21 protein-coding genes are annotated in these 21,445 nt (G+C 72.6%); 18 read left to right on the forward strand and 3 right to left on the reverse strand.

The window, feature by feature from the left end; genetic code table 11:
• The first annotated feature begins 202 nt into the window (after positions 1-202).
• The 15 genes from ACN6LD_RS17170 to hypE all read left to right on the forward strand — a co-directional run bounded on the left by ACN6LD_RS17170 (position 203) and on the right by hypE (position 15,290).
• On the forward strand, positions 203-1,984 hold the full coding sequence (locus ACN6LD_RS17170) for an enoyl-CoA hydratase-related protein (protein ID WP_319195231.1): 1,782 nt from the start codon (positions 203-205) through the stop codon (positions 1,982-1,984).
• 63 nt (positions 1,985-2,047) lie between these two features.
• The gene (locus tag ACN6LD_RS17175; RefSeq protein WP_307048279.1) at positions 2,048-3,136 is read left to right on the forward strand and encodes an NADH-quinone oxidoreductase subunit B family protein; all 1,089 of its coding nucleotides are present in this window, start codon (positions 2,048-2,050) and stop codon (positions 3,134-3,136) included.
• Between the two features lie 85 nt (positions 3,137-3,221).
• Positions 3,222-5,006, forward strand: coding sequence for a nickel-dependent hydrogenase large subunit (locus ACN6LD_RS17180; protein ID WP_445043613.1), 1,785 nt, complete (start codon positions 3,222-3,224; stop codon positions 5,004-5,006).
• Positions 5,003-5,536, forward strand: a complete 534-nt coding sequence (locus ACN6LD_RS17185) for a hypothetical protein (protein WP_445043614.1) — start codon at positions 5,003-5,005, stop codon at positions 5,534-5,536. Before ACN6LD_RS17180 ends, ACN6LD_RS17185 begins: the two co-directional genes overlap by 4 nt.
• Positions 5,533-6,195 carry a DUF5947 family protein gene (locus ACN6LD_RS17190; protein ID WP_319190411.1) on the forward strand — a complete coding sequence of 221 codons (663 nt, stop codon included), beginning with the start codon at positions 5,533-5,535 and terminating at the stop codon, positions 6,193-6,195. Before ACN6LD_RS17185 ends, ACN6LD_RS17190 begins: the two co-directional genes overlap by 4 nt.
• Complete coding sequence (locus tag ACN6LD_RS17195; protein WP_319190413.1) at positions 6,192-6,887, forward strand: DUF6084 family protein; 696 nt, start codon at positions 6,192-6,194, stop codon at positions 6,885-6,887. Before ACN6LD_RS17190 ends, ACN6LD_RS17195 begins: the two co-directional genes overlap by 4 nt.
• On the forward strand, positions 6,884-8,374 hold the full coding sequence (locus tag ACN6LD_RS17200; RefSeq protein WP_445043615.1) for a hypothetical protein: 1,491 nt from the start codon (positions 6,884-6,886) through the stop codon (positions 8,372-8,374). The genes ACN6LD_RS17195 and ACN6LD_RS17200 overlap by 4 nt, the downstream gene beginning before the upstream one ends.
• Positions 8,371-8,913, forward strand: a complete 543-nt coding sequence (locus ACN6LD_RS17205; protein ID WP_445043616.1) for a hydrogenase maturation protease — start codon at positions 8,371-8,373, stop codon at positions 8,911-8,913. Before ACN6LD_RS17200 ends, ACN6LD_RS17205 begins: the two co-directional genes overlap by 4 nt.
• Positions 8,914-8,924: 11 nt before the next feature.
• Positions 8,925-9,029, forward strand: a complete 105-nt coding sequence (locus tag ACN6LD_RS17210) for a DUF6893 family small protein (protein WP_373430421.1) — start codon at positions 8,925-8,927, stop codon at positions 9,027-9,029.
• Positions 9,030-9,174: 145 nt separating this feature from the next.
• Positions 9,175-9,570, forward strand: coding sequence for a hydrogenase maturation nickel metallochaperone HypA/HybF (locus ACN6LD_RS17215; RefSeq protein WP_319190418.1), 396 nt, complete (start codon positions 9,175-9,177; stop codon positions 9,568-9,570).
• A gap of 3 nt (positions 9,571-9,573) precedes the next feature.
• Positions 9,574-10,371 (forward strand): hydrogenase nickel incorporation protein HypB, encoded by a 798-nt coding sequence (gene hypB / locus ACN6LD_RS17220; RefSeq protein WP_445043617.1) that lies wholly within the window; start codon positions 9,574-9,576, stop codon positions 10,369-10,371.
• On the forward strand, positions 10,368-12,761 hold the full coding sequence (gene hypF / locus ACN6LD_RS17225) for a carbamoyltransferase HypF (RefSeq protein ID WP_445043618.1): 2,394 nt from the start codon (positions 10,368-10,370) through the stop codon (positions 12,759-12,761). The genes hypB and hypF overlap by 4 nt, the downstream gene beginning before the upstream one ends.
• A 30-nt stretch (positions 12,762-12,791) precedes the next feature.
• Complete coding sequence (locus tag ACN6LD_RS17230) at positions 12,792-13,094, forward strand: HypC/HybG/HupF family hydrogenase formation chaperone (RefSeq protein ID WP_319190423.1); 303 nt, start codon at positions 12,792-12,794, stop codon at positions 13,092-13,094.
• Entirely contained in the window at positions 13,091-14,218 is a 1,128-nt protein-coding gene (hypD, locus tag ACN6LD_RS17235; protein ID WP_319190424.1) for a hydrogenase formation protein HypD, read from the forward strand. The genes ACN6LD_RS17230 and hypD overlap by 4 nt, the downstream gene beginning before the upstream one ends.
• Positions 14,211-15,290, forward strand: coding sequence for a hydrogenase expression/formation protein HypE (gene hypE, locus ACN6LD_RS17240; protein WP_445043619.1), 1,080 nt, complete (start codon positions 14,211-14,213; stop codon positions 15,288-15,290). Before hypD ends, hypE begins: the two co-directional genes overlap by 8 nt.
• A gap of 54 nt (positions 15,291-15,344) precedes the next feature.
• Here hypE and ACN6LD_RS17245 read toward each other — a convergent pair whose 3' ends face one another.
• The 3 genes from ACN6LD_RS17245 to ACN6LD_RS17255 form a co-directional block, all read right to left on the reverse strand.
• Positions 15,345-15,731, reverse strand: coding sequence for a hypothetical protein (locus tag ACN6LD_RS17245; RefSeq protein ID WP_445043620.1), 387 nt, complete (start codon positions 15,729-15,731; stop codon positions 15,345-15,347).
• A 164-nt stretch (positions 15,732-15,895) separates the two neighbouring features.
• The gene (locus ACN6LD_RS17250) at positions 15,896-17,395 is read right to left on the reverse strand and encodes an arabinofuranosidase catalytic domain-containing protein (RefSeq protein ID WP_445043621.1); all 1,500 of its coding nucleotides are present in this window, start codon (positions 17,393-17,395) and stop codon (positions 15,896-15,898) included.
• A 496-nt stretch (positions 17,396-17,891) separates the two neighbouring features.
• Positions 17,892-18,776, reverse strand: a complete 885-nt coding sequence (locus ACN6LD_RS17255) for a LysR substrate-binding domain-containing protein (protein ID WP_319190429.1) — start codon at positions 18,774-18,776, stop codon at positions 17,892-17,894.
• A 71-nt stretch (positions 18,777-18,847) separates the two neighbouring features.
• Here ACN6LD_RS17255 and ACN6LD_RS17260 point away from each other — a divergent pair, with 71 nt between their 5' ends.
• Genes ACN6LD_RS17260 through ACN6LD_RS17270 form a run of 3 tightly spaced genes read left to right on the forward strand, consistent with a single transcriptional unit; the run spans position 18,848 to position 21,407 of the window.
• Entirely contained in the window at positions 18,848-20,053 is a 1,206-nt protein-coding gene (locus ACN6LD_RS17260; RefSeq protein ID WP_319190431.1) for a thiolase family protein, read from the forward strand.
• Positions 20,050-20,745, forward strand: a complete 696-nt coding sequence (locus ACN6LD_RS17265) for a 3-oxoacid CoA-transferase subunit A (protein WP_319190433.1) — start codon at positions 20,050-20,052, stop codon at positions 20,743-20,745. Before ACN6LD_RS17260 ends, ACN6LD_RS17265 begins: the two co-directional genes overlap by 4 nt.
• Entirely contained in the window at positions 20,742-21,407 is a 666-nt protein-coding gene (locus tag ACN6LD_RS17270; protein WP_445043622.1) for a 3-oxoacid CoA-transferase subunit B, read from the forward strand. The genes ACN6LD_RS17265 and ACN6LD_RS17270 overlap by 4 nt, the downstream gene beginning before the upstream one ends.
• Positions 21,408-21,445: the final 38 nt, after the last annotated feature.

Here is a 21,445-nt window from a genome sequence, read left to right on the forward strand (position 1 = left end):
GTCTGCGACGACGGTGACCGCGCACGAGGGCCGGCCTGACCGGCGGTGCGCCCGTGGGCCCCGGAGGGCGAGGCCGGACGGCGGATCGGTGCCGACTTTCGGGTGACCTCACCGTCTGTCGCCGGGGGCTGCGGACCCGCCCTGGCCGAGGATCGCGGTCGGCGGACATCCCTGCCTGCCGTTCTCCCGCCCGGAGGCAGCTGTGCACATCCTGCTCCTTGCCAGCGCGTTCAACAGCCTCACCCAGCGCGTCCACGCCGAACTGCGCGACCGCGGCCACACCGTGGCGGTGGAACTGGCGCTGCCGGGAAGCCCGTTGCCGGAGGCCGTGCGGCGGCACGCACCCGAGCTCGTCGTCGCGCCGATGCTGAGGACGGCGATTCCGCAGGAGGTGTGGACGGCGCACACCTGCCTCGTCGTCCATCCGGGCCCCGTGGGCGACCGCGGACCGTCCTCCCTGGACTGGGCGATCCACGAGGGCGTCGACCGGTGGGGCGTCACCGTCCTCCAGGCCGACCGGGAGATGGACGCCGGCGACGTGTGGGCCTCCGTGCCGTGCCGGGTCCCGCCGGTGTCCAAGAGCGAGCTGTACCGGGGCGAGATCGCCGACGCCGCGCTGCAGGCCCTCATGATCGCGGTGGAGCGCTTCGCCGGCGGTACGTACGTACCCCTCCGGCAACCCGCGTCCGGCGCGACGGACTCCGGCCCGGGCACGCGTCCGTACCTCGACCAGAGCGTCCGGCGGATCGACTGGGCCGCGGACTCCACCGAGGACGTCCTGCGCAGGCTCAGAGCGGCGGACTCCCAGCCCGGAGTGCTGGACACGCTGCTCGGCGGCGAGTGGTACCTGCACGGCGGCCACCCGGAGAGCGTGCTGCGCGGCCGTCCGGGCGAGCTGCTGGCCACCCGGGCCGGAGCGGTCTGCCGGGCCACCCGGGACGGCGCCGTGTGGATTCCCGAGCTGCGGCCCCGGCGCGGGCCCGGGCAGCCCCCCACGTTCCGGCTGCCGGCCGTCCGGGCCCTGGGCGACCGGCTGCCGCCGCTGCCCGAGCACCGCCTGCCCCCGTTGCCCGAGGCGGCGCCCGGCGCCTGGACCGACATCCGCTACCGGGAGGACGGTAACGTCGGCTTCCTGTCGTTCTCCTTCCCCGGCGGCGCCATGAGCACCGAGCAGTGCCGGCGCCTGCTGGACGCCTACCGGGAGGCGTGCACGCGGCCCACGTCCGTGCTGGTCCTGGGCGGCGAACGGGACTTCTTCTCCAACGGGATCCACCTCAACGTCATCGAGGCCGCGGACGATCCCGCGGCCGAGTCCTGGGCGAACATCAACGCCATCGACGACCTGGTCGAGGCGGTCCTGACGACGACGGACCGGCTGGTGGTCGCCGCGGTCGCGGGCAACGCCGCCGCGGGCGGGGTGATGCTGGCCCTGGCCGCCGACGAGCTGTGGTGCCGCTCGGGCGCCGTGCTGAACCCCCATTACCGCCTGATGGGCCTGTACGGCTCGGAGTACTGGACGTACACCCTCCCGCGCAGGGTGGGGCCGGCGACGGCCGACCGGCTCCTGCGCGAGGCCCTGCCGGTGAGCTCGGCGGGCGCACTGCGCCTCGGACTGGTCGACCGCGTGGTCGACTGCGGTCCGCAGGCGTTCGCGGAGGAGGTCGGCAGCCTGGCGGCCCGTCTGGCGTCGCTTCCGGCGACGGCGGCACGGATCACCGCGAAGAAGACGGATCTGGACCGGCTCGAGGCAGCCACCCCGCTGGCCGGGTTCCGTGAGCGGGAGCTGGCCCGGATGCGCCGCACCTTCGACGACCCGGACGCCGCCTACCACGCCCTGCGCCGCTCGTTCGTCCACAAGGAGCGGCCCGCCGGCACCCCGCCGCACCTGGCGTCCGCCCCGGTTGCGCAGGACGCTCCCGTCCCCACTCCCACCGCTGTCACCGGAACGGCCCACGTTGGCGTCCCGTCGCGGCCGAACGGCTGATACGAAGAAAGACGACGGCCGAAATACCGGCCTTCATCCCTTACCTCCCCAGGAGGCGATCCCATGACCGAGGCGACGCCGGGCACGGTCGGCGCTGCGGACGCGGACGGCGCGCCCGCCGACGAGACACCCACGATCCACATCCTCTGGATCAACGCGGGGCTGAGCTGCGACGGCGACTCTGTCGCGCTGACGGCCGCCATGCAGCCCAGCATCGAGGAGATCGTGCTCGGCGTACTGCCGGGTCTCCCGAAGATCGCCGTCCACTGGCCGCTCATCGACTTCGAGTGCGGTCCGATCGGCGGCTCGGACACGTTCATCGAGTGGTTCTTCAAGGGCGAGCGGGGCGAGATCGACCCGTTCGTCCTGGTCGTCGAAGGCTCCATCCCCAACGAGGCGATCAAGCCCGAGGGCTACTGGTGCGGCTTCGGCGACAACCCGGAGACCGGCCAGCCGATCACCACCAGCGAGTGGATCGACCGGCTCGCCCCGAAGGCCCTGGCGGTCGTCGCCATCGGCACCTGCGCCACCTACGGCGGCATCCACGCCATGGCGGGCAACCCGACCGGCGCCATGGGCGTGCCGGACTACCTCGGCTGGGACTGGAAGTCCCACGCCGGCATCCCCATCGTGTGCGTCCCGGGCTGTCCGATCCAGCCCGACAACTTCTCCGAGACGCTCACCTACCTGCTCTACCAGGCGGCCGGCTCCGCCCCGATGATCCCGCTGGACGACAAGCTGCGCCCCACCTGGCTGTTCGGGGCCACCGTGCACGAGGGCTGCGACCGCGCCGGCTACTACGAGCAGGGCCAGTTCGCGCTGTCGTACGACTCCCCGACCTGCCTGGTCAAGCTCGGCTGCTGGGGCCCGGTCGTCAAGTGCAACGTGCCCAAGCGCGGCTGGATGAACGGGATCGGCGGCTGCCCCAACGTGGGCGGCATCTGCATCGCCTGCACGATGCCCGGATTCCCCGACAAGTTCATGCCGTTCATGGACGAGCCGCCCGGCGCCAAGGTGTCCAGCGGCGCCAGCGGCGCGTACGGCGCCGTCGTCCGCACGCTGCGGTCGATCACCGCCAGGACCGTGGACAAGGAGCCCAAGTGGCGCCGCACCGGAGACCGGATCACCACCGGATACCGACCCCCGTGGTGAGCGGTCGCCGCACGTAGTCCGCTCCCCGCTTCGTGCACCCCCCACCCCCCCCCGTACCTCCCGCGCAACGAAGGGCACGGCACAGATGGCACCGAAGACGAAGGCGGCCGGCGACGGCACCGGCCTGGTGGAGATGGCCTGGGATCCGATCACCCGGATCGTGGGCAGCCTGGGAATCCACACGAAGATCGACTTCAAGCAGAAGCGGGTCGCGGAGTGCTACAGCACCTCGTCGGTCTTCCGTGGCTACAGCGTCTTCATGCGCGGCAAGGACCCACGCGACGCCCACTTCATCACCAGCCGCATCTGCGGGATCTGCGGGGACAACCACGCCACCTGCTCGGTGTACGCGCAGAACATGGCGTACGGCGTCAAGCCCCCGCACCTCGCCGAGTGGATCATCAACCTCGGCGAGTCCGCGGAGTACATGTTCGACCACAACATCTTCCAGGAGAACCTGGTCGGGGTCGACTACTGCGAGAAGATGGTCAAGGAGACCAACCCCGGCGTCCTCGAACTCGCCGAGCGCACCGAGGCCCCGCACGCGGCCGAGCACGGCTACCGCACGATCGCCGACATCATGCGCTCCCTCAACCCGCTGGAAGGCGAGTTCTACCGCGAGGCCCTCCAGGTCAGCCGCTACACGCGCGAGATGTTCTGCCTGATGGAGGGCCGCCATGTGCACCCCTCCACGCTCTACCCGGGCGGCGTCGGCACCATCGCCTCCGTGCAGCTCTTCACCGACTACCTCAGCCGGCTGATGCGCTACGTGGAGTTCATGAAGCGGGTCGTGCCCCTGCACGACGACCTGTTCGACTTCTTCTACGAGGCGCTGCCCGGCTACGAGGAAGTGGGCCGCCGCCGGGTCCTGCTCGGCTGCTGGGGCGCGCTCAACGACCCCGAGTACTGCGACTTCACCTACGCCAACATGTCGGACTGGGGCCGGCGGATGTTCGTCACGCCCGGCGTCATCGTCGACGGCAAGCTCGTCACCAACGACCTCACCGACATCAACCTCGGCATCCGCATCCTGCTGGGCAGCTCCTACTACGAGGACTGGCAGGGCCAGGAGCAGTTCGTCACCCACGACCCGCTCGGCAACCCGGTGGACCCGCGCCACCCGTGGAACCAGCACACCATCCCCGCCCCGCAGAAGCGCGACTTCGACGACAAGTACAGCTGGGTCATGTCGCCGCGCTGGTTCGACGGCAAGGACCACCTCGCCCTGGACACCGGCGGCGGCCCCATCGCCCGCCTGTGGTCGACGGCCCTGTCCGGGCTCGTCGACATCGGGTACGTCAAGGCCACCGGCCACAGCGTGGTCATCAACCTGCCCCGCACCATGACCAAGCCGGAGACCACCTTCGAGTGGAAGATCCCGAAGTGGTCCAACGCCCTGGAGCGCAACCGCGCCCGCACCTACTTCCAGGCCTACGCCGCCGCCGTCGCCCTGCACTGCGCGGAGAAGGGCCTCGCGGAGGTCCGCGCCGGACGCACCCAGACCTGGGAGAAGTTCGAGGTGCCGGACGAGGGCATCGGCGTCGGCTTCACCGAGGCCGTCCGGGGCGTCCTGTCCCACCACATGGTGATCCGCGACGGCAAGATCGCCAACTACCACCCGTACCCGCCCACCCCGTGGAACGCCAGCACCAGGGACACCTTCGGCACCCCGGGCCCGTACGAGGACGCCGTGCAGAACACGCCCATCTTCGAGGAGAACACCCCGGAGAACTTCAAGGGCATCGACATCATGCGGGCCGTCCGCAGCTTCGACCCCTGTCTGCCCTGCGGCGTCCACATGTACGTCGGCGGCGGCAAGACGGTGAAGTCGATGCACGTGCCCACCGGCCTGAGCGGACTGGGCGGATGAGCGCCGCGACGGCGGCGACGCCGGTGAACGCGGAGCAGACCGGACGCCGTGTCGAGGAGGTGCTGGAGCGGCTGACCGCGAGCGGCGACCCGGCCGCCGCCGCGGCCGCGGAGGAACTGGTGCGGTCCCTCATGGACTTCTACGGCGCCGGACTGGCCCGCATCCTCCACCTGCTGACCTCCGCCCCGGACGGCCCGGCGGCGCGGCTGCTCGGCGACGAGCTGGTCGCGAGCCTGCTCGTCCTGCACGACCTGCACCCCGAGGACCGCGACGCACGCATCGCCCGGGCCCTGGACAGCGTCCGCGAACACGCCCTGGAGGTCGTGGACTTCGACGAGCGCAACGGCACCCTGTCGCTGCGGGCCCAGGAGGCCGGCGGCTGCGGATGCGGCTCCGGCGGGGACGCCCGGCAGGCCGCGGAGGCCGCCCTCGCCTGCTTCGCACCGGAGGTCAGGGCCGTCGACGTGCAGACCGCGCCCGCGGGGCCGACGCTCCTGCAGATCGGCACCGCCCCGACGGGAGCCCGATGACGGCGTCCCCGGCGACACGCCCGTCCGGGCTGCGGAGGTTCGTCACCGAACGAGCTCCGCAGCCCGAACGGTGCGAGCTGTGCGCCGTGACGGTCCCGGCGGACCACCGCCATCTGGTCGACACCGAGAAACGCGCCCTCGTCTGCGCCTGCGCCCCCTGCGGGCTGCTGATGGAGCAGCCGGGGGCCGCCGCGGGCCGCTTCCGCACGGTCCCGGACCGCTATCTCGCCGACCCCGCACATCGCCTCGACGACAGTGCGTGGGACGCGCTGCAGATCCCGGTCGGCGTCGCCTTCCTCTTCCGCAACGCGGCACTCGACCGCCTGGTCGCCCTCTACCCGAGCCCGGCCGGGGCCACCGAGAGCGAACTCGACCCCGCCACCTGGGCGGACGTCCTCGGCCGCAGCCGCCTCGCCGCACTGCTCGAACCCGATGTGGAGGCGCTGCTGCTGCGCCGCACCGACGGCGGCTGCGCGTGCCACCTCGTCCCCATCGACGTCTGCTACGAACTCGTGGGCCGCATGCGCCTGTTGTGGCAGGGCTTCGACGGCGGGGCCGAGGCCCGCGCCGCTCTGGAGGCGTTCTTCGCGGACGTCGCGCGCCGCGCCCGGCCCGTGGACGAGGCGGAGCGCCCGCCGGAGAAGGCGGTGCGGCCGTGACGGAGTTCTCCTTCGCCTGCACCGGCGTGCGCGCCGACCGGTACGCCGCCGGGCCGACCCTGGTCTTCCGGCTGCGGGTCACCGCAGCGGCCGGCGCACGCGTGCACGCCCTCGCGCTGCGCTGCCAGATCCGCATCGAACCCGCCCGCCGGTCCTACGGGGCGGCCGAGGCCGACGGCCTGTCGGACCTCTTCGGCGAGCGCTCCCGCTGGGGCAGCACGCTCCAGCCGGTGCAGTTCGCCCAGGTCGCGCTCATGGTCCCGAGTTTCACCGGAGAGATCGAGACCGACCTCGTGGTGCCCTGCACCTACGACATGGACGTCGCCGCGACCCGCTACCTCACCGCCCTCGCCGACGGCGAGGTCCCGCTGCTGATGCTGTTCTCCGGCACGGCCTTCACCGGGGACGGGGGCTTCCGGGTCGAGCCGGTCCCCTGGGACCGGGAGGCGGCGTTCCGGATGCCGGTGGCCGCCTGGCGGGACATGGTCGAGCAGCACTTCCCCGGCTGCGGCTGGATCCGGCTGCCGCGCGACACCATGGACGCCCTGCTCGCCTACCGCTCCCGGCACGCCCTGACCTCCTGGGAGGCGACCCTCGAGGCCCTGCTCGACCACGACGGCGGCGCCCCGGCCCCGCCCGCGAGCGACCCGTTCCGCGCGCTCACCGGCAGCACCGGAAGGACGGACCCGTGACCGTGACCACCTTCGCGCCCGAGACGGAGGAACGGTTCGCCCTCGCCCGGCAGGTGGCCAACGCCGTCCTCTTCGAGGGCTATGTGCTCTACCCGTACCGCGCCTCCGCCGCCAAGAACCGGCTGCGCTGGCAGTTCGGGGTGCTGGTGCCACCCGGCTGGGGCGCGGAGTGCGAGGAGCACGACTTCCAGCACACCGAATGCCTGATGGAACCGAAGGCGGGCGCGACCCTCTCGGTCGAGGTGCGCTTCCTGCACGCCCGACGGCGCACGGTGCAGCGCGCCCGCCCGGACGGCGGCTACGACACGGTGCCCGAACTGCGCCTCGACGACCGGGTGCTGATGCCCTGGGACGAGGGGAGCGAGGAGCGGGTCGAGGTCGTCGCGTCGGTGGACGAACTCCTCGGTGACGGCGTCACGCATCCCTTCGGCCGCCCCGCTCGCGAGGACGTCGAACCGGTCCTGGACGCGGCCGGCGCCACCGTGGGCCGGCTGGTCCGGCGGTGCGAGGAGATCAGCGGGACGATCCGGCTGTCCGCCCGCGAACTCGACGGTCCCTACCGGGCCATGCGTCTGACGGCCGTCGTCGAGAACACCGGCGACTGGACGCCCTGCGACAGCCGCGGCGCCGGCCGGGACGCGGCGCTGCCGCGTTCCCTCGTGGCCACCCACCTCCTCATGGCGCTGAGCGCCGGATCGTTCCTGTCGATGACCGATCCCCCCGAGTGGGCCAAGGGCGCGGTCGCCGCCTGCCGCAATCTGCACACCTGGCCCGTGCTGGCCGGCGAACCCGGCCGCGCCGACCTCGTGCTGTCCTCGCCGATCATCCTGGAGGACCATCCGGCCATCGCACCGGAGAGCCCCGGCGCGCTCTACGACGCCACCGAGATCGACGAGATCCTCGCGCTGCGCACCGCGGCCCTCACCGACGAGGAGAAACGGGAGGCCCGGGGCACCGACGAACGGGCGGCCGCCGTGATCGAGCTGGCGGACTCGATGCCGGCCGAGGTCCTGGAGCGGCTGCACGGCGCGGTGCGCAGTCTGCGCGAGGTCACCGGCCCGGGCCCCACCGTCCCGGAGCCGGCGAGCGCGGGCCCCGCCGCCCCGGAGCCGCCGGACGCCGGCCCCGCCGTCCCGCAGCCGGGCTTCCCCGACGAGCACGGGGTGCCGCGGCCGGACACCCCTTGGTGGGACCCCGCGAGCGAGGCCGGCTTCGACCCCGCGCAGGACCGTGTGCTCGTCGACGGACGGCCGGTGGGCAAGGGCAGCCGCGTCGCGCTGCGACCGGGCCTGCGGCGCACCGACGCGCAGGACATCTTCCTGCGGGGCCGCACGGCGACGGTCGAGGCGGTCCTGCACGACGTGGACGGCGGGGTGCACCTCGCGGTCACGGTCGACGGCGACCCGGGCGCCGACATCCGCCGCGAGCAGGGACGGTTCCTGTACTTCCAGCCCGACGAGGTCGCACCGCTGGAGGAGGACGGATGAAGCCCTCCGCACCGCCGGGCCCTCGGACCCTCGTCGCCGGCATCGGCAACATCTTCCTCGGCGACGACGGCTTCGGCGTGGAGACCGCCCGCCGGCTCGCCGAACGCGACCTGCCCGCCCGCACCGAGGTCGTGGACACCGGCGTACGGGGGATGGACCTCGCCTACCGGCTGCTGGACGGCTACGACACCCTCGTCCTCGTCGACGCCACGGCACGCGGCGAGGCCCCGGGCACCCTGTACGTCATCGAACACGACGTCGGCGGGACCCCTTCGCCGCCCGCCGCCGCGATGGACGGCCACCGGATGACCCCCGACGCCGTCCTGGCGCTGCTGGCCACCCTCTGCGCCGGCACCGGCACGGAGCCGCCGCGCCGCGTGCTGGTGGTCGGCTGCGAGCCGGCCTCGGTGGACGAGGGCATCGGTCTGAGCGCACCGGTGTCCGGCGCCGTACCGCGGGCCGTCCGGCTGATCGAAGAACTGCTGCGGGACGCCGAGACGTCCGCGGCACAGACCCCGACCGCGCAGGCATCGACATGAGGAGAGACGGGATGAAGAAGATCGTCATCGGCGGAGCGGCCCTGGCCGCCGTGGTCGCCGTCTTCGCCGAGGTGTTTCCCGACATCAGGCGCTACCTGAGGATCCGACGGATGTGACCGCCGGCGCCCCCCCCGGTGCGCCGTGCGGTTGCGTCGAACGGCGTACCCGCGAAGCCGGTGACGGCGTGCCGGGCCGTGCGACCCGGGCGGGCGCGCCTCTAATGAAGCCCGGCGGAGGCAGCCTGCGAAAGGACGGAGCCCCATGCACGAGATGTCCGTCGCGCTGGCCGTCGTCGACCAGGTGGCCGAGGCGGCCGCCCGGTCCCGGTGCGTCACGGCGGTGCGGTCCGTACGGCTCCAGGTGGGCGAACTGGCCGGCGTCGTACCGGACGCTCTCGCCTTCTCCTTCGAGCTGGCCTGCGCCGGCACCGTGCTGGAAGGCGCCGAACTGATCACCGAGGCGGTGCCGGGGCGGGCCCGCTGCACGCCCTGTGCGCACGAATGGGCCGTCGGCATGCCGCCCCGGCTGATCTGCCCCGCGTGCGGCGCGACGCACACCGAGCTGCTCGCCGGCCGGGAGCTGCAGATCGTCGACGTGCACTGGGAGGACGGCCCCCCGCACGCGTCCACCCGCGAACCGATCTCCGAGGAGCGCTGAACCATGTGCCGTGTCGTCGACCTGCGGCAGGCCGTACTCGCGAAGAACGACGCGAGCGCCGACGCACTGCGCGCCCGCCTCGCCGCCCGCGGCACGGCCGTCGTCAACCTGATGTCCAGTCCTGGCAGCGGCAAGACCGCGCTGCTGGAGCAGGAACTGCTGCGGGCACGGGAGCGGTCCGTTCCCGTCGCGGCGCTGAGCGCCGATCTCGCCACCGAGAACGACGCGGTCCGCCTGGCGCGTTCGGGCGTGCCCGTGAAGCAGGTGCTCACCGACGGACTGTGCCACCTGGAGGCGGGGATGCTCGCAGGGCACCTCGACGGATGGCTGCCCGACGACACCCGGCTGCTGTTCGTGGAGAACGTCGGCAACCTGGTCTGCCCGGCCTCCTACGACCTGGGGGAGACGTTGAGGGTCACGCTCGCCTCCGTGACGGAGGGCGAGGACAAGCCGCTCAAGTACCCCACCGCCTTCGGCCTGGCCCACCTGGTCGTGCTCACCAAGACCGACATCGCGCAGGCCGTCGAGTTCGACGAGCGCGCCTTCCGCGCGAACGTCGAACAGGTCAACCCGGGAGTCGAGGTGATCCTCACCTCCGCACGCCGGGGGCAGGGGATCGGCGCGCTGCTCGACCGCGCGACAGCGGCCGCGAACGGGGAACCGGTCCACACGCCCGTGATGGCCCGGCCGCCGCAGCACCACGGTCACTCCCACCCGCACGACGGGCACACCCACCCGCACGCCGGGCACTCCCACGCGGCCCCGGAGGCCGACGGCGCCATGGCCCACACCCACCCGTGAGCGGTCAGCAGGCCCCGGCCGCCCTCGTCGAGGACGCTCCGCTACGACGCCGGATCACCGTCCGGGGAGTGGTGCAGGGCGTGGGCTTCCGGCCCTACCTGTACGGCCTCGCCACCGAGCTCGCCCTGGCCGGACACGTGACCAACACGCCCGAGGGCGTCGTCGTGGAGGTCGAGGGCGCCGCCTCTGCCGTGGCCCGGTTCTGCGACCGGATCGCCTCCCAGGCGCCCCCGCTGGCCCGCGTCGAGTCCGTGCGGCACCGGGACATGCCTCCCGCGGGCGGCACCGGTTTCACCATCCTCGCCTCCCGCACCGACGGGCCGGCCCGCACCCTGGTCTCCCCGGACGCCGCCACCTGCGCCGACTGCCTCGCCGAGCTGGCCGATCCGGCCGACCGGCGGTACCGCCACCCCTTCGTCAACTGCACCCACTGCGGCCCGCGCTTCACGATCGTCACCGGCGTGCCCTACGACCGGTCGCACACCACCATGGCCGGCTTCGCGATGTGCCCCGACTGCGCCCGGGAGTACGCGGACCCCGCCGACCGCCGGTTCCACGCGCAGCCGGTCGCCTGCCCGGCGTGCGGGCCGCGGCTGCGGCTGGTCCCCGGCCGGGATCCGGAGCCCGGGAGCGGTGCGGGGGCGGACCCGGTCACCGAGGCGCGCGCCCTGCTGACGCGGGGCGCGATCCTCGCCGTGAAGGGCCTGGGCGGCTATCACCTGGCCTGCGACGCCACGAACCGGACCGCGGTGGCACGCCTGCGGCGTCGAAAGGCGCGCGGCGACAAGCCGTTCGCCGTCATGGCCCGGTCCGCGGACGACGTCCGTCACCTCGTCCGGCTCGGACCCGAGGAGCGGAGCCTTCTCGAGGGCCCGGCCAGGCCGGTCGTCCTGATGAGGCGGCTCCCTCCGCAGCCGTCGGACGCCGACGGGGACCCGTCTCCCGCCGAGGCCGTCGCGCCCCGCAGCCCGGACCTGGGCGTGATGCTGCCGTACACACCCCTGCACCATCTGCTGCTCGGCCTGCCCGGTGACCCGGCCGGCCCCCGGCTGCTCGTCATGACCAGCGGCAACGTCTCCGGTGAGCCGATCGTCACCGACGACGCCGAGGCGCTGGAGCGGCTCGCGCACCTGGCCGACGCCTGGCTCACGCACGACCGGCCGATCCACGTCCCGTGCGACGACTCCGTGGTCCGCGTCTGCGACGGGGAGCCGCTGGTGATCCGCCGCTCGCGTGGCTACGCCCCGCTGCCGCTCTCGCTGCCGCTGCCCGTGCGGCCGGCGCTCGCCGTCGGCGGAGACCTGAAGAACACCTTCTGCCTGGCAGCGGACCGTCGCGCCTGGCTGTCGGCCCACATCGGCGACATGGACGACCTCGCCACCCAACAGGCCTTCGGTCGCGCGGTGGCGCAGTTGCAGCGCATCACGGGCGTGCGGCCCGAGACCCTGGCGTCCGACCGGCATCCGGGCTACCGGTCCGCACGGTGGGCCGACCGGAACGCGGATCGTCGGCCGGTCGTACGCGTCCAGCACCATCACGCGCACATCGCCGCCGCCATGGCCGAGCACGGGCTCGACGGCGCCCGCCCGGTGATCGGCGTCGCCTTCGACGGCACGGGCCACGGCGACGACGGCGCCGTGTGGGGCGGGGAGTTCCTGCTCGCCGACTACGACGGCTTCACCCGGTTCGCGCACCTCGCGTACGTCCCGCTGCCCGGCGGCGACGCCGCGGTGCGCCGCCCGTACCGCATGGCGCTGGCTCATCTGCGGGCGGCCGGGATCGGCTGGTCCGCGGACCTCGCCTGCACGACGGCCTGCCCGCCCGACGAACTGCCGCTTCTGGAAAGGCAGTTGGAGCGTGGACTGAACTGCGTCCCCACGTCCAGCATGGGCCGGCTCTTCGACGCGGTGTCCTCGCTCGCCGGGGTGTGCCAACGGGCCGGGTACGAGGCGCAGGCCGCCGTCGAGCTGGAGGGGGCGGCGGTGCGTGCACCCGTCGAGGACACCGCCGCCTACGCCTTCGCCCTGCACGGCCCGCGGGACGGCCGCGACGGCGCCCGACGAGCCGATCCCGCCCCCGTGCTCGCGGCGATCGTCGGCGACCTGCGCGCGGGCGTCGAGCCGGGCGTCGTCGCGGCGCGGTTCCACCGGGCCGTCACCGACCTGGTGCACCGCGTCTGCGTGCGGGCGCGGGAGCGGCAGGGAGCGGACACGGTGGCCCTGACGGGCGGCGTGTTCGCCAACACGCTGCTCTCCTCGGCCTGCGCCGCCGTCCTGCGCGAGGACGGCTTCACCGTCCTGCGGCACCGACTGGTGCCGCCGGGCGACGGCGGCCTGGCGCTGGGCCAGCTGATGGTGGCCGCCCGGACCGCTCCCCGTCCCACCGACTGAACAACGCCCGACCACAGCGAGGAGAGGCCCATGTGCCTGGCGGTACCCGGCAAAGTGCTGGACATCGAGGAACGTGACGGCACCCGGATGGCCACCGTCGACTTCGGCGGCGTGGTCAAGGAGGTGTGCCTGGAGTACCTGCCCGACCTCCGGGTCGGCGAGTACGCCATCGTCCACGTCGGGTTCGCCCTGCAACGCCTGGACGAGGAGTCGGCGCGGCAGACGCTCGAACTCTTCGCCGAACTGGGCCTGTTGCAGGAGGAGTTCGGAGATCCCTGGGAGTCGGCGGCGACGGAGGCGGCCGAGGGCGCCGTGGAAGAGGTGCGGAAGTGAAGTACATCGACGAGTTCCAGGACCCCGAGCTGGCGCGTCGGCTCCTGGACGACATCCACGCCACGGTGACCAGGCCGTGGGCCCTGATGGAGGTGTGCGGAGGGCAGACGCACAGCATCATCCGGCACGGGATCGACCAACTTCTCCCGGAGAAGCTCGAGTTGATCCACGGGCCGGGGTGCCCGGTGTGCGTGACCCCGCTGGAGGTCATCGACAAGGCGCTGGAGATCGCCTCCCGGCCCGAGGTGATCTTCTGCTCCTTCGGCGACATGCTGCGCGTGCCGGGCACGGGGCGGGACCTGTTCCAGGTCCGGGGCGAGGGCGGTGACGTACGCGTCGTCTACTCGCCGCTCGACGCACTGCGCATCGCCCGGCAGAACCCCGACCGCGAGGTGGTGTTCTTCGGCATCGGCTTCGAGACGACGGCGCCCCCGAACGCCATGACGGTCCATCAGGCCCGGAAGCTGGGCATCTCCAACTTCAGCATGCTGGTGTCCCATGTCCGCGTGCCACCGGCCATCGAGGCGATCATGTCGTCGCCGAGCTGCCGCGTGCAGGGCTTCCTCGCGGCCGGACACGTCTGCAGCGTGATGGGCGTGGAGGAGTACCCGGAACTCGCGGAGCGCTTCCGTGTGCCGATCGTCGTGACGGGCTTCGAGCCGCTGGACATCCTCGAAGGCGTGCGCCGGGCCGTCCGCCAGCTGGAACGCGGTGAGCACACCGTCGACAACGCCTACGCGCGGGCCGTGCGCCCGGAGGGCAACCCGGCCGCCCGCGCCATGCTGGAGGACGTCTTCGAGGTCACCGACCGTGCCTGGCGCGGCATCGGGGTGATCCCCGGCAGCGGCTGGCGGCTGTCGCCGAAGTACCGCGACCACGACGCCGAGCACCGCTTCCCGGTCGACGGCATCCGGACCGAGGAACCCGCCGCGTGCCGCAGCGGAGAGGTCCTCCAGGGGCTGCTCAAACCGCACGAGTGCGAGGCCTTCGGCACCGTGTGCACCCCGCGCACGCCCCTGGGGGCCACCATGGTCTCCAGCGAGGGCGCGTGCGCCGCGTACTACCTCTACCGACGGCTCGACATGCCCGCCGGCAAGGCCAGGGAGGCGACCCCCGTTGTCTGACACCACCGCTGTCCCCACCGCCGCCCTGGACCTCGAGGCGTGGACGTGTCCGGCGCCCCTGCGCGACCGGCCGCGCGTCGTGATGGGCCACGGCGGCGGCGGAGCCCTGTCGGCCGAACTGGTCCAGCAGATCTTCGCGCCCGCCTACGGGGGCGAGGTGCTCGCCCAGATGGGAGACGCCGCCGTCGTCGCCCTGGGCGGCGCCCGGCTGGCGTTCTCCACCGACTCCTACGTGGTGCGGCCGCTGTTCTTCCCCGGCGGCAGCATCGGCGACCTGGCGGTCAACGGCACCGTCAACGACCTCGCCATGAGCGGCGCCCAGGCCGCCTACCTCTCCTGCGGATTCATCCTGGAGGAGGGCGTCGAGCTGGACGTGGTCACGCGGGTGTCCGAGGCGCTGGGCGCGGCCGCGCGCACCGCCGGCGTGCAGGTGGCCACCGGCGACACCAAGGTGGTGGAGGCCGGCCACGGCGACGGCATCTTCATCAACACGGCGGGCATCGGTCTCGTCCCCGCGGGCGTCGACCTGCGGCCGCAGCGGGTCGTCCCCGGCGATGTCGTGATCGTCAGCGGCGCCGTAGGCGTCCACGGAGTGGCGATCATGAGCGTGCGGGAGGGCCTGGAGTTCGGCGTGGAGATCGAGAGCGACTGCGCGGCGCTCGGCGGCCTGGTCGACGCCATGCTGGCGGTCACCCCGGATCTGCACGTCCTGCGCGATCCCACCCGGGGCGGCCTCGCGGCCGCGCTCAACGAGATCGCGGGGGCCTCGGGCGCCGGGGTGGTCATCCGGGAACGCGCCGTCCCGGTCCCGCCCGCCGTGGCCAACGCCTGCGCCGTTCTCGGGCTGGACCCCCTCTACATCGCCAACGAGGGCAAGCTCGTGGCCTTCGTGCCGCGCGAGCACGCCGACGCCGTCCTCGAGGCGATGCGGGCGCATCCGCTGGGCGCCGACTCCGTGATCATCGGTGAGGCCGTCGCGGAGCATCCCGGCATGGTCGTGACCCGGACCGGCCTCGGGGGGACGCGCGTCGTCGATCTGCCGATCGGGGAGCAGCTGCCGCGCATCTGCTGACAGGGCGCGCGCCGCTCGCCGAGGAGAGCGCCCGTCCGGCCCCCGATCGGAAGGTCAGCCCGCCCGGGGTCCGGACGGCGGGTCCTGCGGGTCCACACCGCTCCTGGAGGAAGCGTCCTTCGTTCCGCTCGGACGCTGGGAGCGGCCCCTGCGCCCGGTGTCGCGCCTGCCCTTCTCCTCGGCGTCGCCGTACTCCTCGCCGCGCGCACCGGGACTCTCGGCCGTGTCACCCGGCACGGACTTCGTCTCCTGCGCGGACTTCGTCCGGCCGCGGCCGCGCTCGCCGGCGTGCTCGCCCGGGTGGAACGAGCGGTGGGCGCTCGGGTTGTCCTGCCGGCGCGTCTCGTCCACGTCGGGGGACCAGCCGTGGTGCTCGCCGCCCGTGTGACGGCTGGGGCCCTCGCCGTGCGGTGGTTCGGACGAGCGTGGTTTCTTCGACATGGTCCGATCCGCCTTTCCACGGTCAGCGGGGACGCTGATGACGCCCACCCGGTACAGGTGAATTATCCCCTTCTTGTGCAGGGCGGGCATGTCGTGAGCGTGATCGGAGCGCGACGGCCCGCCGGTGGGAAGTCCGGCGGGCCGTCGGTGACCCGGTGATCCGGTCAGGGGGCGATGTCCCACTGCTGACAGACGTTGTCGAGCTGCTGCCACTGGCGCACCGCGGTGCCGTTGGCCGTTCCGCAGTTCGCGACGTCCAGTGTCATGCCGGTGTTGACGTTGGAGATCGTGTAGTGGGCGCCGGCCTTCGTGACGTCCCACTGCTGGCAGCGGTTGCCGAGCGAGGCCCACAGCTGGACGGCCGTGCCGTTGGACTGCGCGCAGTTCTTGTCGTCCAGGACGGTGCCGCTGTTGACGTTGGTGATGGTGTAGTGGCCGTTGCCCGCGCCGGCGAACTTCCACTGCTGGCAGGCGTTGCCGAGCGAGGACCACAGGTCGACCGAAGTCCCGTTGCCGGTACCGCAGTTCACCGCGTCCAGGACCTTGCCGGAGTTGGGGTTGGTCAGCCGGTAGGCGGTGCCGGCGACGGGGAAGGTGACGGCCGGGGTGCTGTAGCCGACGGAGGTGATGTTGGCCTGGACGGCGTTGTCGGCGGCGTTGGTCGGGTAGCCGGAGGTCATGACGCCTTCGTAGAAGGAGCCGTCGGACCCGTTGCTGTTGTCACCGCCGGTGCCGAGGACGATGGCGCCCTCCAGGTGCATGGGGGTGTATCCGCCGAGGTTGGGCAGCGCCCCGTCGTACCAGGTGGTCAGTGAGCCCGACTGCGCGTTGCCCCCCTTGATCGCGTAGGTCGTCGTGCCGTTGTTCTTCTCCATGGCCGTGACGTATTCGCTGGAGATCCCGGTGTTCGCCGCGTTGGCTCCGTTGCCTCCGAAGAACAGCCCGTTCTCGAGGTCGGCCTCGACCCAGGGTCCCGATCCGGCGCCGGAGCAGGAGAACCAGCACTCCGTGCCGAAGTTGATCGCGTCCATGTGGCCGTTGCCGGTGTCGTTGCCGGACGTCTCGGCATTGCCGTAGTCGAAGCAGCAGCGGTTGTTGACGTGGTGGCCGCTGGTCACCATGTAGGCGCCCTCGGGTGAGCTTCCGGTGGCGATGCCCGTGGTGCTGTTGTCGCGGTAACCGACGCCGGCGGACACGAAGACGCCGTAGGCGGCGTGACCGCCGACGGTGACCGGCAGCGCGCTGGCGATCGCGCCGACGTCCTGCCCGCCGTTGCCGCCCGGCCCCTCGACGGTCAGGTCGTTGTGGCGCGTGCTCTGGTCGTAGATCTTGGTGATGATGCAGGTCGTGCCCGAGCAGAAGGAGTCCTGCGCCGCCGCGTTGGCGTAGCCGCCGGCGCTGAGGACGCCGATGTCGGCGGTGGCGGAGTCCGAGGCGCGCTTGACCTGGTAGAGAGGGCCGTTGTAGGCGGCGTAGAGCGCCCGCGTGGTGCTGTGGGCCGCGGCGCAGGGCGTGCCCGCGGAGGCGTAGATGTCGCACGGCAGGGACGAGGCGGCCTCGGCCGTGCCGGCGGTGCTGATGACCCCGGCCAGGAGGCCGGCGAGCAGGGCGAGGACTGCGCCCACGACCCTCAGGCGGAGCCCCTTGAGGTGTCTGGCTATCACTGTGAACCTCTTCCGTCTTGCGTTCTGGCCCGCTGTCGAAGGCGCGGGCAGCAGGGGGATGTTCGACCGCCGACCAGAAAAATTGTGAGCGCTAACAAAGGAGGTGCCCGGACGTCATCACTCATCCGGGTCGTGGGGGGCGGGGGTGTGAACGGTGCGTCGGCGGCTCTGTTGTCGGAGCTGGTCCAGGGTGTGCCTGGACGGTTCTCGTACGATTGGCGGTGATCGACCGGTCCCGTGACTCCGCCTTTTTACGCTGGCGTGAACACCGGGTCAACACTGCTGAACAGTCAAGAGTATGGAAACAAAGGCCATGCCATCCCTTGACCTTGATTTCCGTTATTCCGAACCGGCGCGCTCCACCGGCCGGCCCCGTCCGTTGGGGGAGCCGGCGATCCGCACGCTCTCGAGGCCTCCGGATCGAGCGTTCGACCGGTCCTGGCCCACGCGGAATGTGTGCGCTAACAAGACGTCACGACCGGTCCGACCGGCGGAGTCACCGGAACATCGCCCGGATGATCCCCACGGTGCGCGCCAGATGCGGCTCGGAGCGGTCCGCGCGGTGGGCGACCGCCAGTTCCACGCGTGCGTCCGGTCCGGCCAGCGGCAGATAGACGACACCGTCGAGCGCCAACGCGGTCACGGGCTCGGGCACGACCGCGACGCCGAGACCGCCGGCCACCAGCGTGACCAGCGTCGAGGTCTCGCCGACCTCGTGGCGGATGCGCGGCTCGACGCCGGCGTCGCGCAGGAGGCCCAGGACGACGTCGTACATCACGGACCGGCGGCCGGCGGAGTGCACGATCAGGTCGGCGCCGGCCAGGTCCGCCGCGCGCAGCCGCTTCCGGCGGGCGAGGGGGTGGTCGACCGGCACGGCGACGACGAGGCGGTCCCGGCGCAGGGCGTGCACGGTGAGGGAGCGGCCGGCCGCCACGGGACGCAGCAGCGCGACGTCGATCGCGCCGGTGCGCAGCGCCTCGACCTGGTCGGGCGCGAGCATCTCGCCGCGGAAGGAGAATTCGACGCCGGGGAGCTCCTCCGTGAGCCGCCGGGAGAGGGCGGGCAGCAGACTGTACGTCGCCGAGCCCACACAGCCGATCGCGAGGTGGCCCACCGAGCCGGCGGCGACGAGCCGTGCGTGCTGGGCGGCCTCGTCGACCCCGGCGAGGATCGCGCGCGCCCGTCCGAGATAAGCCCGGCCGGCCTCGGTGAGGTCGACGCGGCGGGTCGTGCGGTGGAGCAGCTCGACGCCGAGTTCGGTCTCGAGCTGTCGGATCTGCGTGGACAGCGGCGGCTGGGCCATGTGGAGCCGCTCGGCGGCGCGACCGAAGTGACGCTCCTCGGCCACGGCCACGAAGTACCGCAGGTGGCGCAGATCCATAGGTCATCCGTATCAATCGGCTCGGATATGCGTACTTCAGAATATCGCGGGCCGGGATTAGCGTCGCTGCCATGAGTGCTTTCCTGTACGCCGCGACACGGACGCCGTTCGGCCGCTTCAACGGCGCGCTGGCCGGGGTCCGGCCCGACGACCTCGCCGCCGCCGCGATCACCTCGACGCTCGCCCGGGTGCCCGGCCTCGACCCCGCCGCGATCGACGACGTGGTGTGGGGCAACGCGAACGGAGCCGGCGAGGAGAACCGCAACGTCGGCCGCATGGCGGCGCTGCTCGCCGGCCTTCCGGTGAGCGTGCCCGGCACCACGGTCAACCGGCTGTGCGGCTCGAGCCTCGACGCGGCGATGGCGGCCGGCCGGATGATCGAGACCGGCGACGCCGAGGTGGTGCTGACCGGCGGCGTCGAGTCGATGACCCGGGCGCCGTGGGTGCTGCCCAAGTCGGCGAAGCCCTTCCCGGCCGGCGACGTCACCGCGGTCTCGACGACGCTCGGCTGGCGGCTCGTCAACCCGCGGATGCCCAAGGAGTGGACGATCAGCCTCGGCGAGGCCAACGAGCAGCTCCGGGAGCGCTTCGGCATCTCCCGCGAACGGCAGGACGAGTTCGCCGCACGCTCCCACCGACTCGCCCACCAGGCATGGGAGTCGGGCTTCTACGACGACCTGGTGGCGCCGGTCGAGGGAGTCGGCCTGACCCGCGACGAGAGCATCAGGGCCGGATCCACGCCGGAGGTGCTGGCCGGGCTCCGACCGGTCTTCCGGACACCGGAACAGGGCGGCACCATCACGGCGGGCAACGCCAGCCCCCTCAACGACGGGGCCTGCGCCGTTCTGCTGGGCAGCGAGAAGGCCGCGGCCGCCATCGGGGCGGACCCGATCGCCCGCATCGCCGGCCGCGGCACGAGCGCGCTGGAGCCGCAGGCCTTCGGCTACGCCCCGGTCGAAGCCGCGAACCGTGCGCTGGCCCGGGCCGGGATCGGCTGGGACCAGGTGGGCGCGGTCGAGCTCAACGAGGCTTTCGCGGTGCAGTCGCTCGCCTGCCTCGACGCGTGGAAGGTCGACCCGGCGCTCGTCAACCAGAAGGGCGGAGCCATCGCGATCGGGCACCCGCTGGGCGCCTCGGGCGGCCGCGTCCTCGCCACCCTGGCCAAGGTGCTGCGCGAGACCCGGCAGCGCTACGGCGTCGCGGCGGTCTGCATCGGGGTGGGCCAGGGCCTGGCCGTCGTCCTCGAGAACTGCGCCGACACGGGGGCGACCCGGTGAGCCGCGCCGACATCGTCGACAGCACCGACGCCGCGGTCGCCGGGATCGAGGACGGGTCCACGGTCCTGGTCGGTGGCTTCGGCCTGGCCGGGATGCCGTTCGACCTGATCGACGCGCTCATCCGGCAGGGTGCGAAGGACCTCACGATCGTGTCCAACAACGCCGGCAACGGCGATGTCGGACTGGCCGCGCTGCTGGCCGCCGGCCGGGTGCGCAAGGTTCTGTGTTCCTTTCCCCGACAGGCGGACTCCTGGGTGTTCGACGGGCTCTACCGCGAGGGCAGGATCGAACTGGAGGTGGTGCCGCAGGGCAACCTCGCCGAGCGGATGCGCGCGGCGGGCGCGGGCATCGGCGCGTTCTACTGCCCGACCGCGGTCGGCACTCCGCTGGCCGAGGGCAAGGAGGAGCGGGAGATCGACGGGCGCACGTACCTGCTGGAGTACCCCATCAAGGGCGACTACGCGCTGATCGGCGCACACCTCGCGGACACGCTGGGCAACCTCGTCTACCGCAAGACCGCCCGCAACTTCGGACCGGTCATGGCCACCGCCGCGACGACCACCGTCGTCCAGGTCGACGAGGTCGTCGAATCCGGAAGGCTCGACCCCGAGGCCGTCGTCACGCCCTCCATCTACGTCGACCGGGTCGTCCAGGTGGCGGCCCGTCGCTACACCGTTCAGGGGGCACGATGACCACCGCGTCGAGCGATCGGGCCGGCGCCGGCCACCGGCTCTCGATGGACGAGCTGGCCGCCGCCATCGCCCGGGACATCCCGGCCGGTGCGTTCGTCAACCTCGGCATCGGACAGCCCACCAAGATCGCCGACCATCTGCCGGCCGGATCCGGGGTGGTGCTGCACACCGAGAACGGCATGCTCAACATGGGCCCCAAGGCCGAGGGCGACGCGGTCGACCCCGACCTGACCAACGCCGGCAAGGTGCCCGTGACCGAACTGCCGGGGGCGGCGTACTTCCATCACGCCGACTCCTTCGCCATGATGCGCGGCGGGCACCTGGACGTCTGCGTCCTCGGCGCGTACCAGGTCGCCTTCGACGGAGACCTCGCCAACTGGCACACCGGCAGGCCCGACGACATCCCCGCCGTCGGCGGAGCCATGGACCTCGCCATCGGCGCCAAGGACGTCTACGTGATGATGACGCTCTTCACCCGCTCCGGCGAGCCCAAGCTCGTGCCGCGGTGCACCTATCCGCTCACCGGGGTCGGCTGTGTCAGCCGCGTCTACACCGACCACGGCGTCTTCGACGTCGGCCCCGACGGCGTGCGGATCCGGGAGACGTACGGCGTCAGCGCCGACGAACTCGCGGAGCGGCTCGGCGTCACGCCGGCGCACTGAGCGTTTCGTGACGAGGTGCGCGGGCGGCGAAGCCGGGG

The sequence above is a fragment of the Streptomyces sp. SAS_272 genome (genome assembly GCF_052543235.1).

Excerpts from the sequence above, each read along its gene's own strand:
- ACN6LD_RS17175 (WP_307048279.1), top strand. The coding sequence starts at position 2,048 with ATGACCGAGGCGACGCCGGGCACGGTCGGCGCTGCGGACGCGGACGGC.
- ACN6LD_RS17180 (WP_445043613.1), top strand. The coding sequence starts at position 3,222 with ATGGCACCGAAGACGAAGGCGGCCGGCGACGGCACCGGCCTGGTGGAG.
- ACN6LD_RS17185 (WP_445043614.1), top strand. The coding sequence starts at position 5,003 with ATGAGCGCCGCGACGGCGGCGACGCCGGTGAACGCGGAGCAGACCGGA.
- ACN6LD_RS17190 (WP_319190411.1), top strand. The coding sequence starts at position 5,533 with ATGACGGCGTCCCCGGCGACACGCCCGTCCGGGCTGCGGAGGTTCGTC.
- ACN6LD_RS17205 (WP_445043616.1), top strand. The coding sequence starts at position 8,371 with ATGAAGCCCTCCGCACCGCCGGGCCCTCGGACCCTCGTCGCCGGCATC.
- ACN6LD_RS17210 (WP_373430421.1), top strand. The coding sequence starts at position 8,925 with ATGAAGAAGATCGTCATCGGCGGAGCGGCCCTGGCCGCCGTGGTCGCC.
- ACN6LD_RS17215 (WP_319190418.1), top strand. The coding sequence starts at position 9,175 with ATGCACGAGATGTCCGTCGCGCTGGCCGTCGTCGACCAGGTGGCCGAG.
- hypB (WP_445043617.1), top strand. The coding sequence starts at position 9,574 with ATGTGCCGTGTCGTCGACCTGCGGCAGGCCGTACTCGCGAAGAACGAC.
- ACN6LD_RS17230 (WP_319190423.1), top strand. The coding sequence starts at position 12,792 with ATGTGCCTGGCGGTACCCGGCAAAGTGCTGGACATCGAGGAACGTGAC.
- ACN6LD_RS17245 (WP_445043620.1), bottom strand. The coding sequence starts at position 15,731 with ATGTCGAAGAAACCACGCTCGTCCGAACCACCGCACGGCGAGGGCCCC.
- ACN6LD_RS17255 (WP_319190429.1), bottom strand. The coding sequence starts at position 18,776 with ATGGATCTGCGCCACCTGCGGTACTTCGTGGCCGTGGCCGAGGAGCGT.
- ACN6LD_RS17260 (WP_319190431.1), top strand. The coding sequence starts at position 18,848 with ATGAGTGCTTTCCTGTACGCCGCGACACGGACGCCGTTCGGCCGCTTC.
- ACN6LD_RS17270 (WP_445043622.1), top strand. The coding sequence starts at position 20,742 with ATGACCACCGCGTCGAGCGATCGGGCCGGCGCCGGCCACCGGCTCTCG.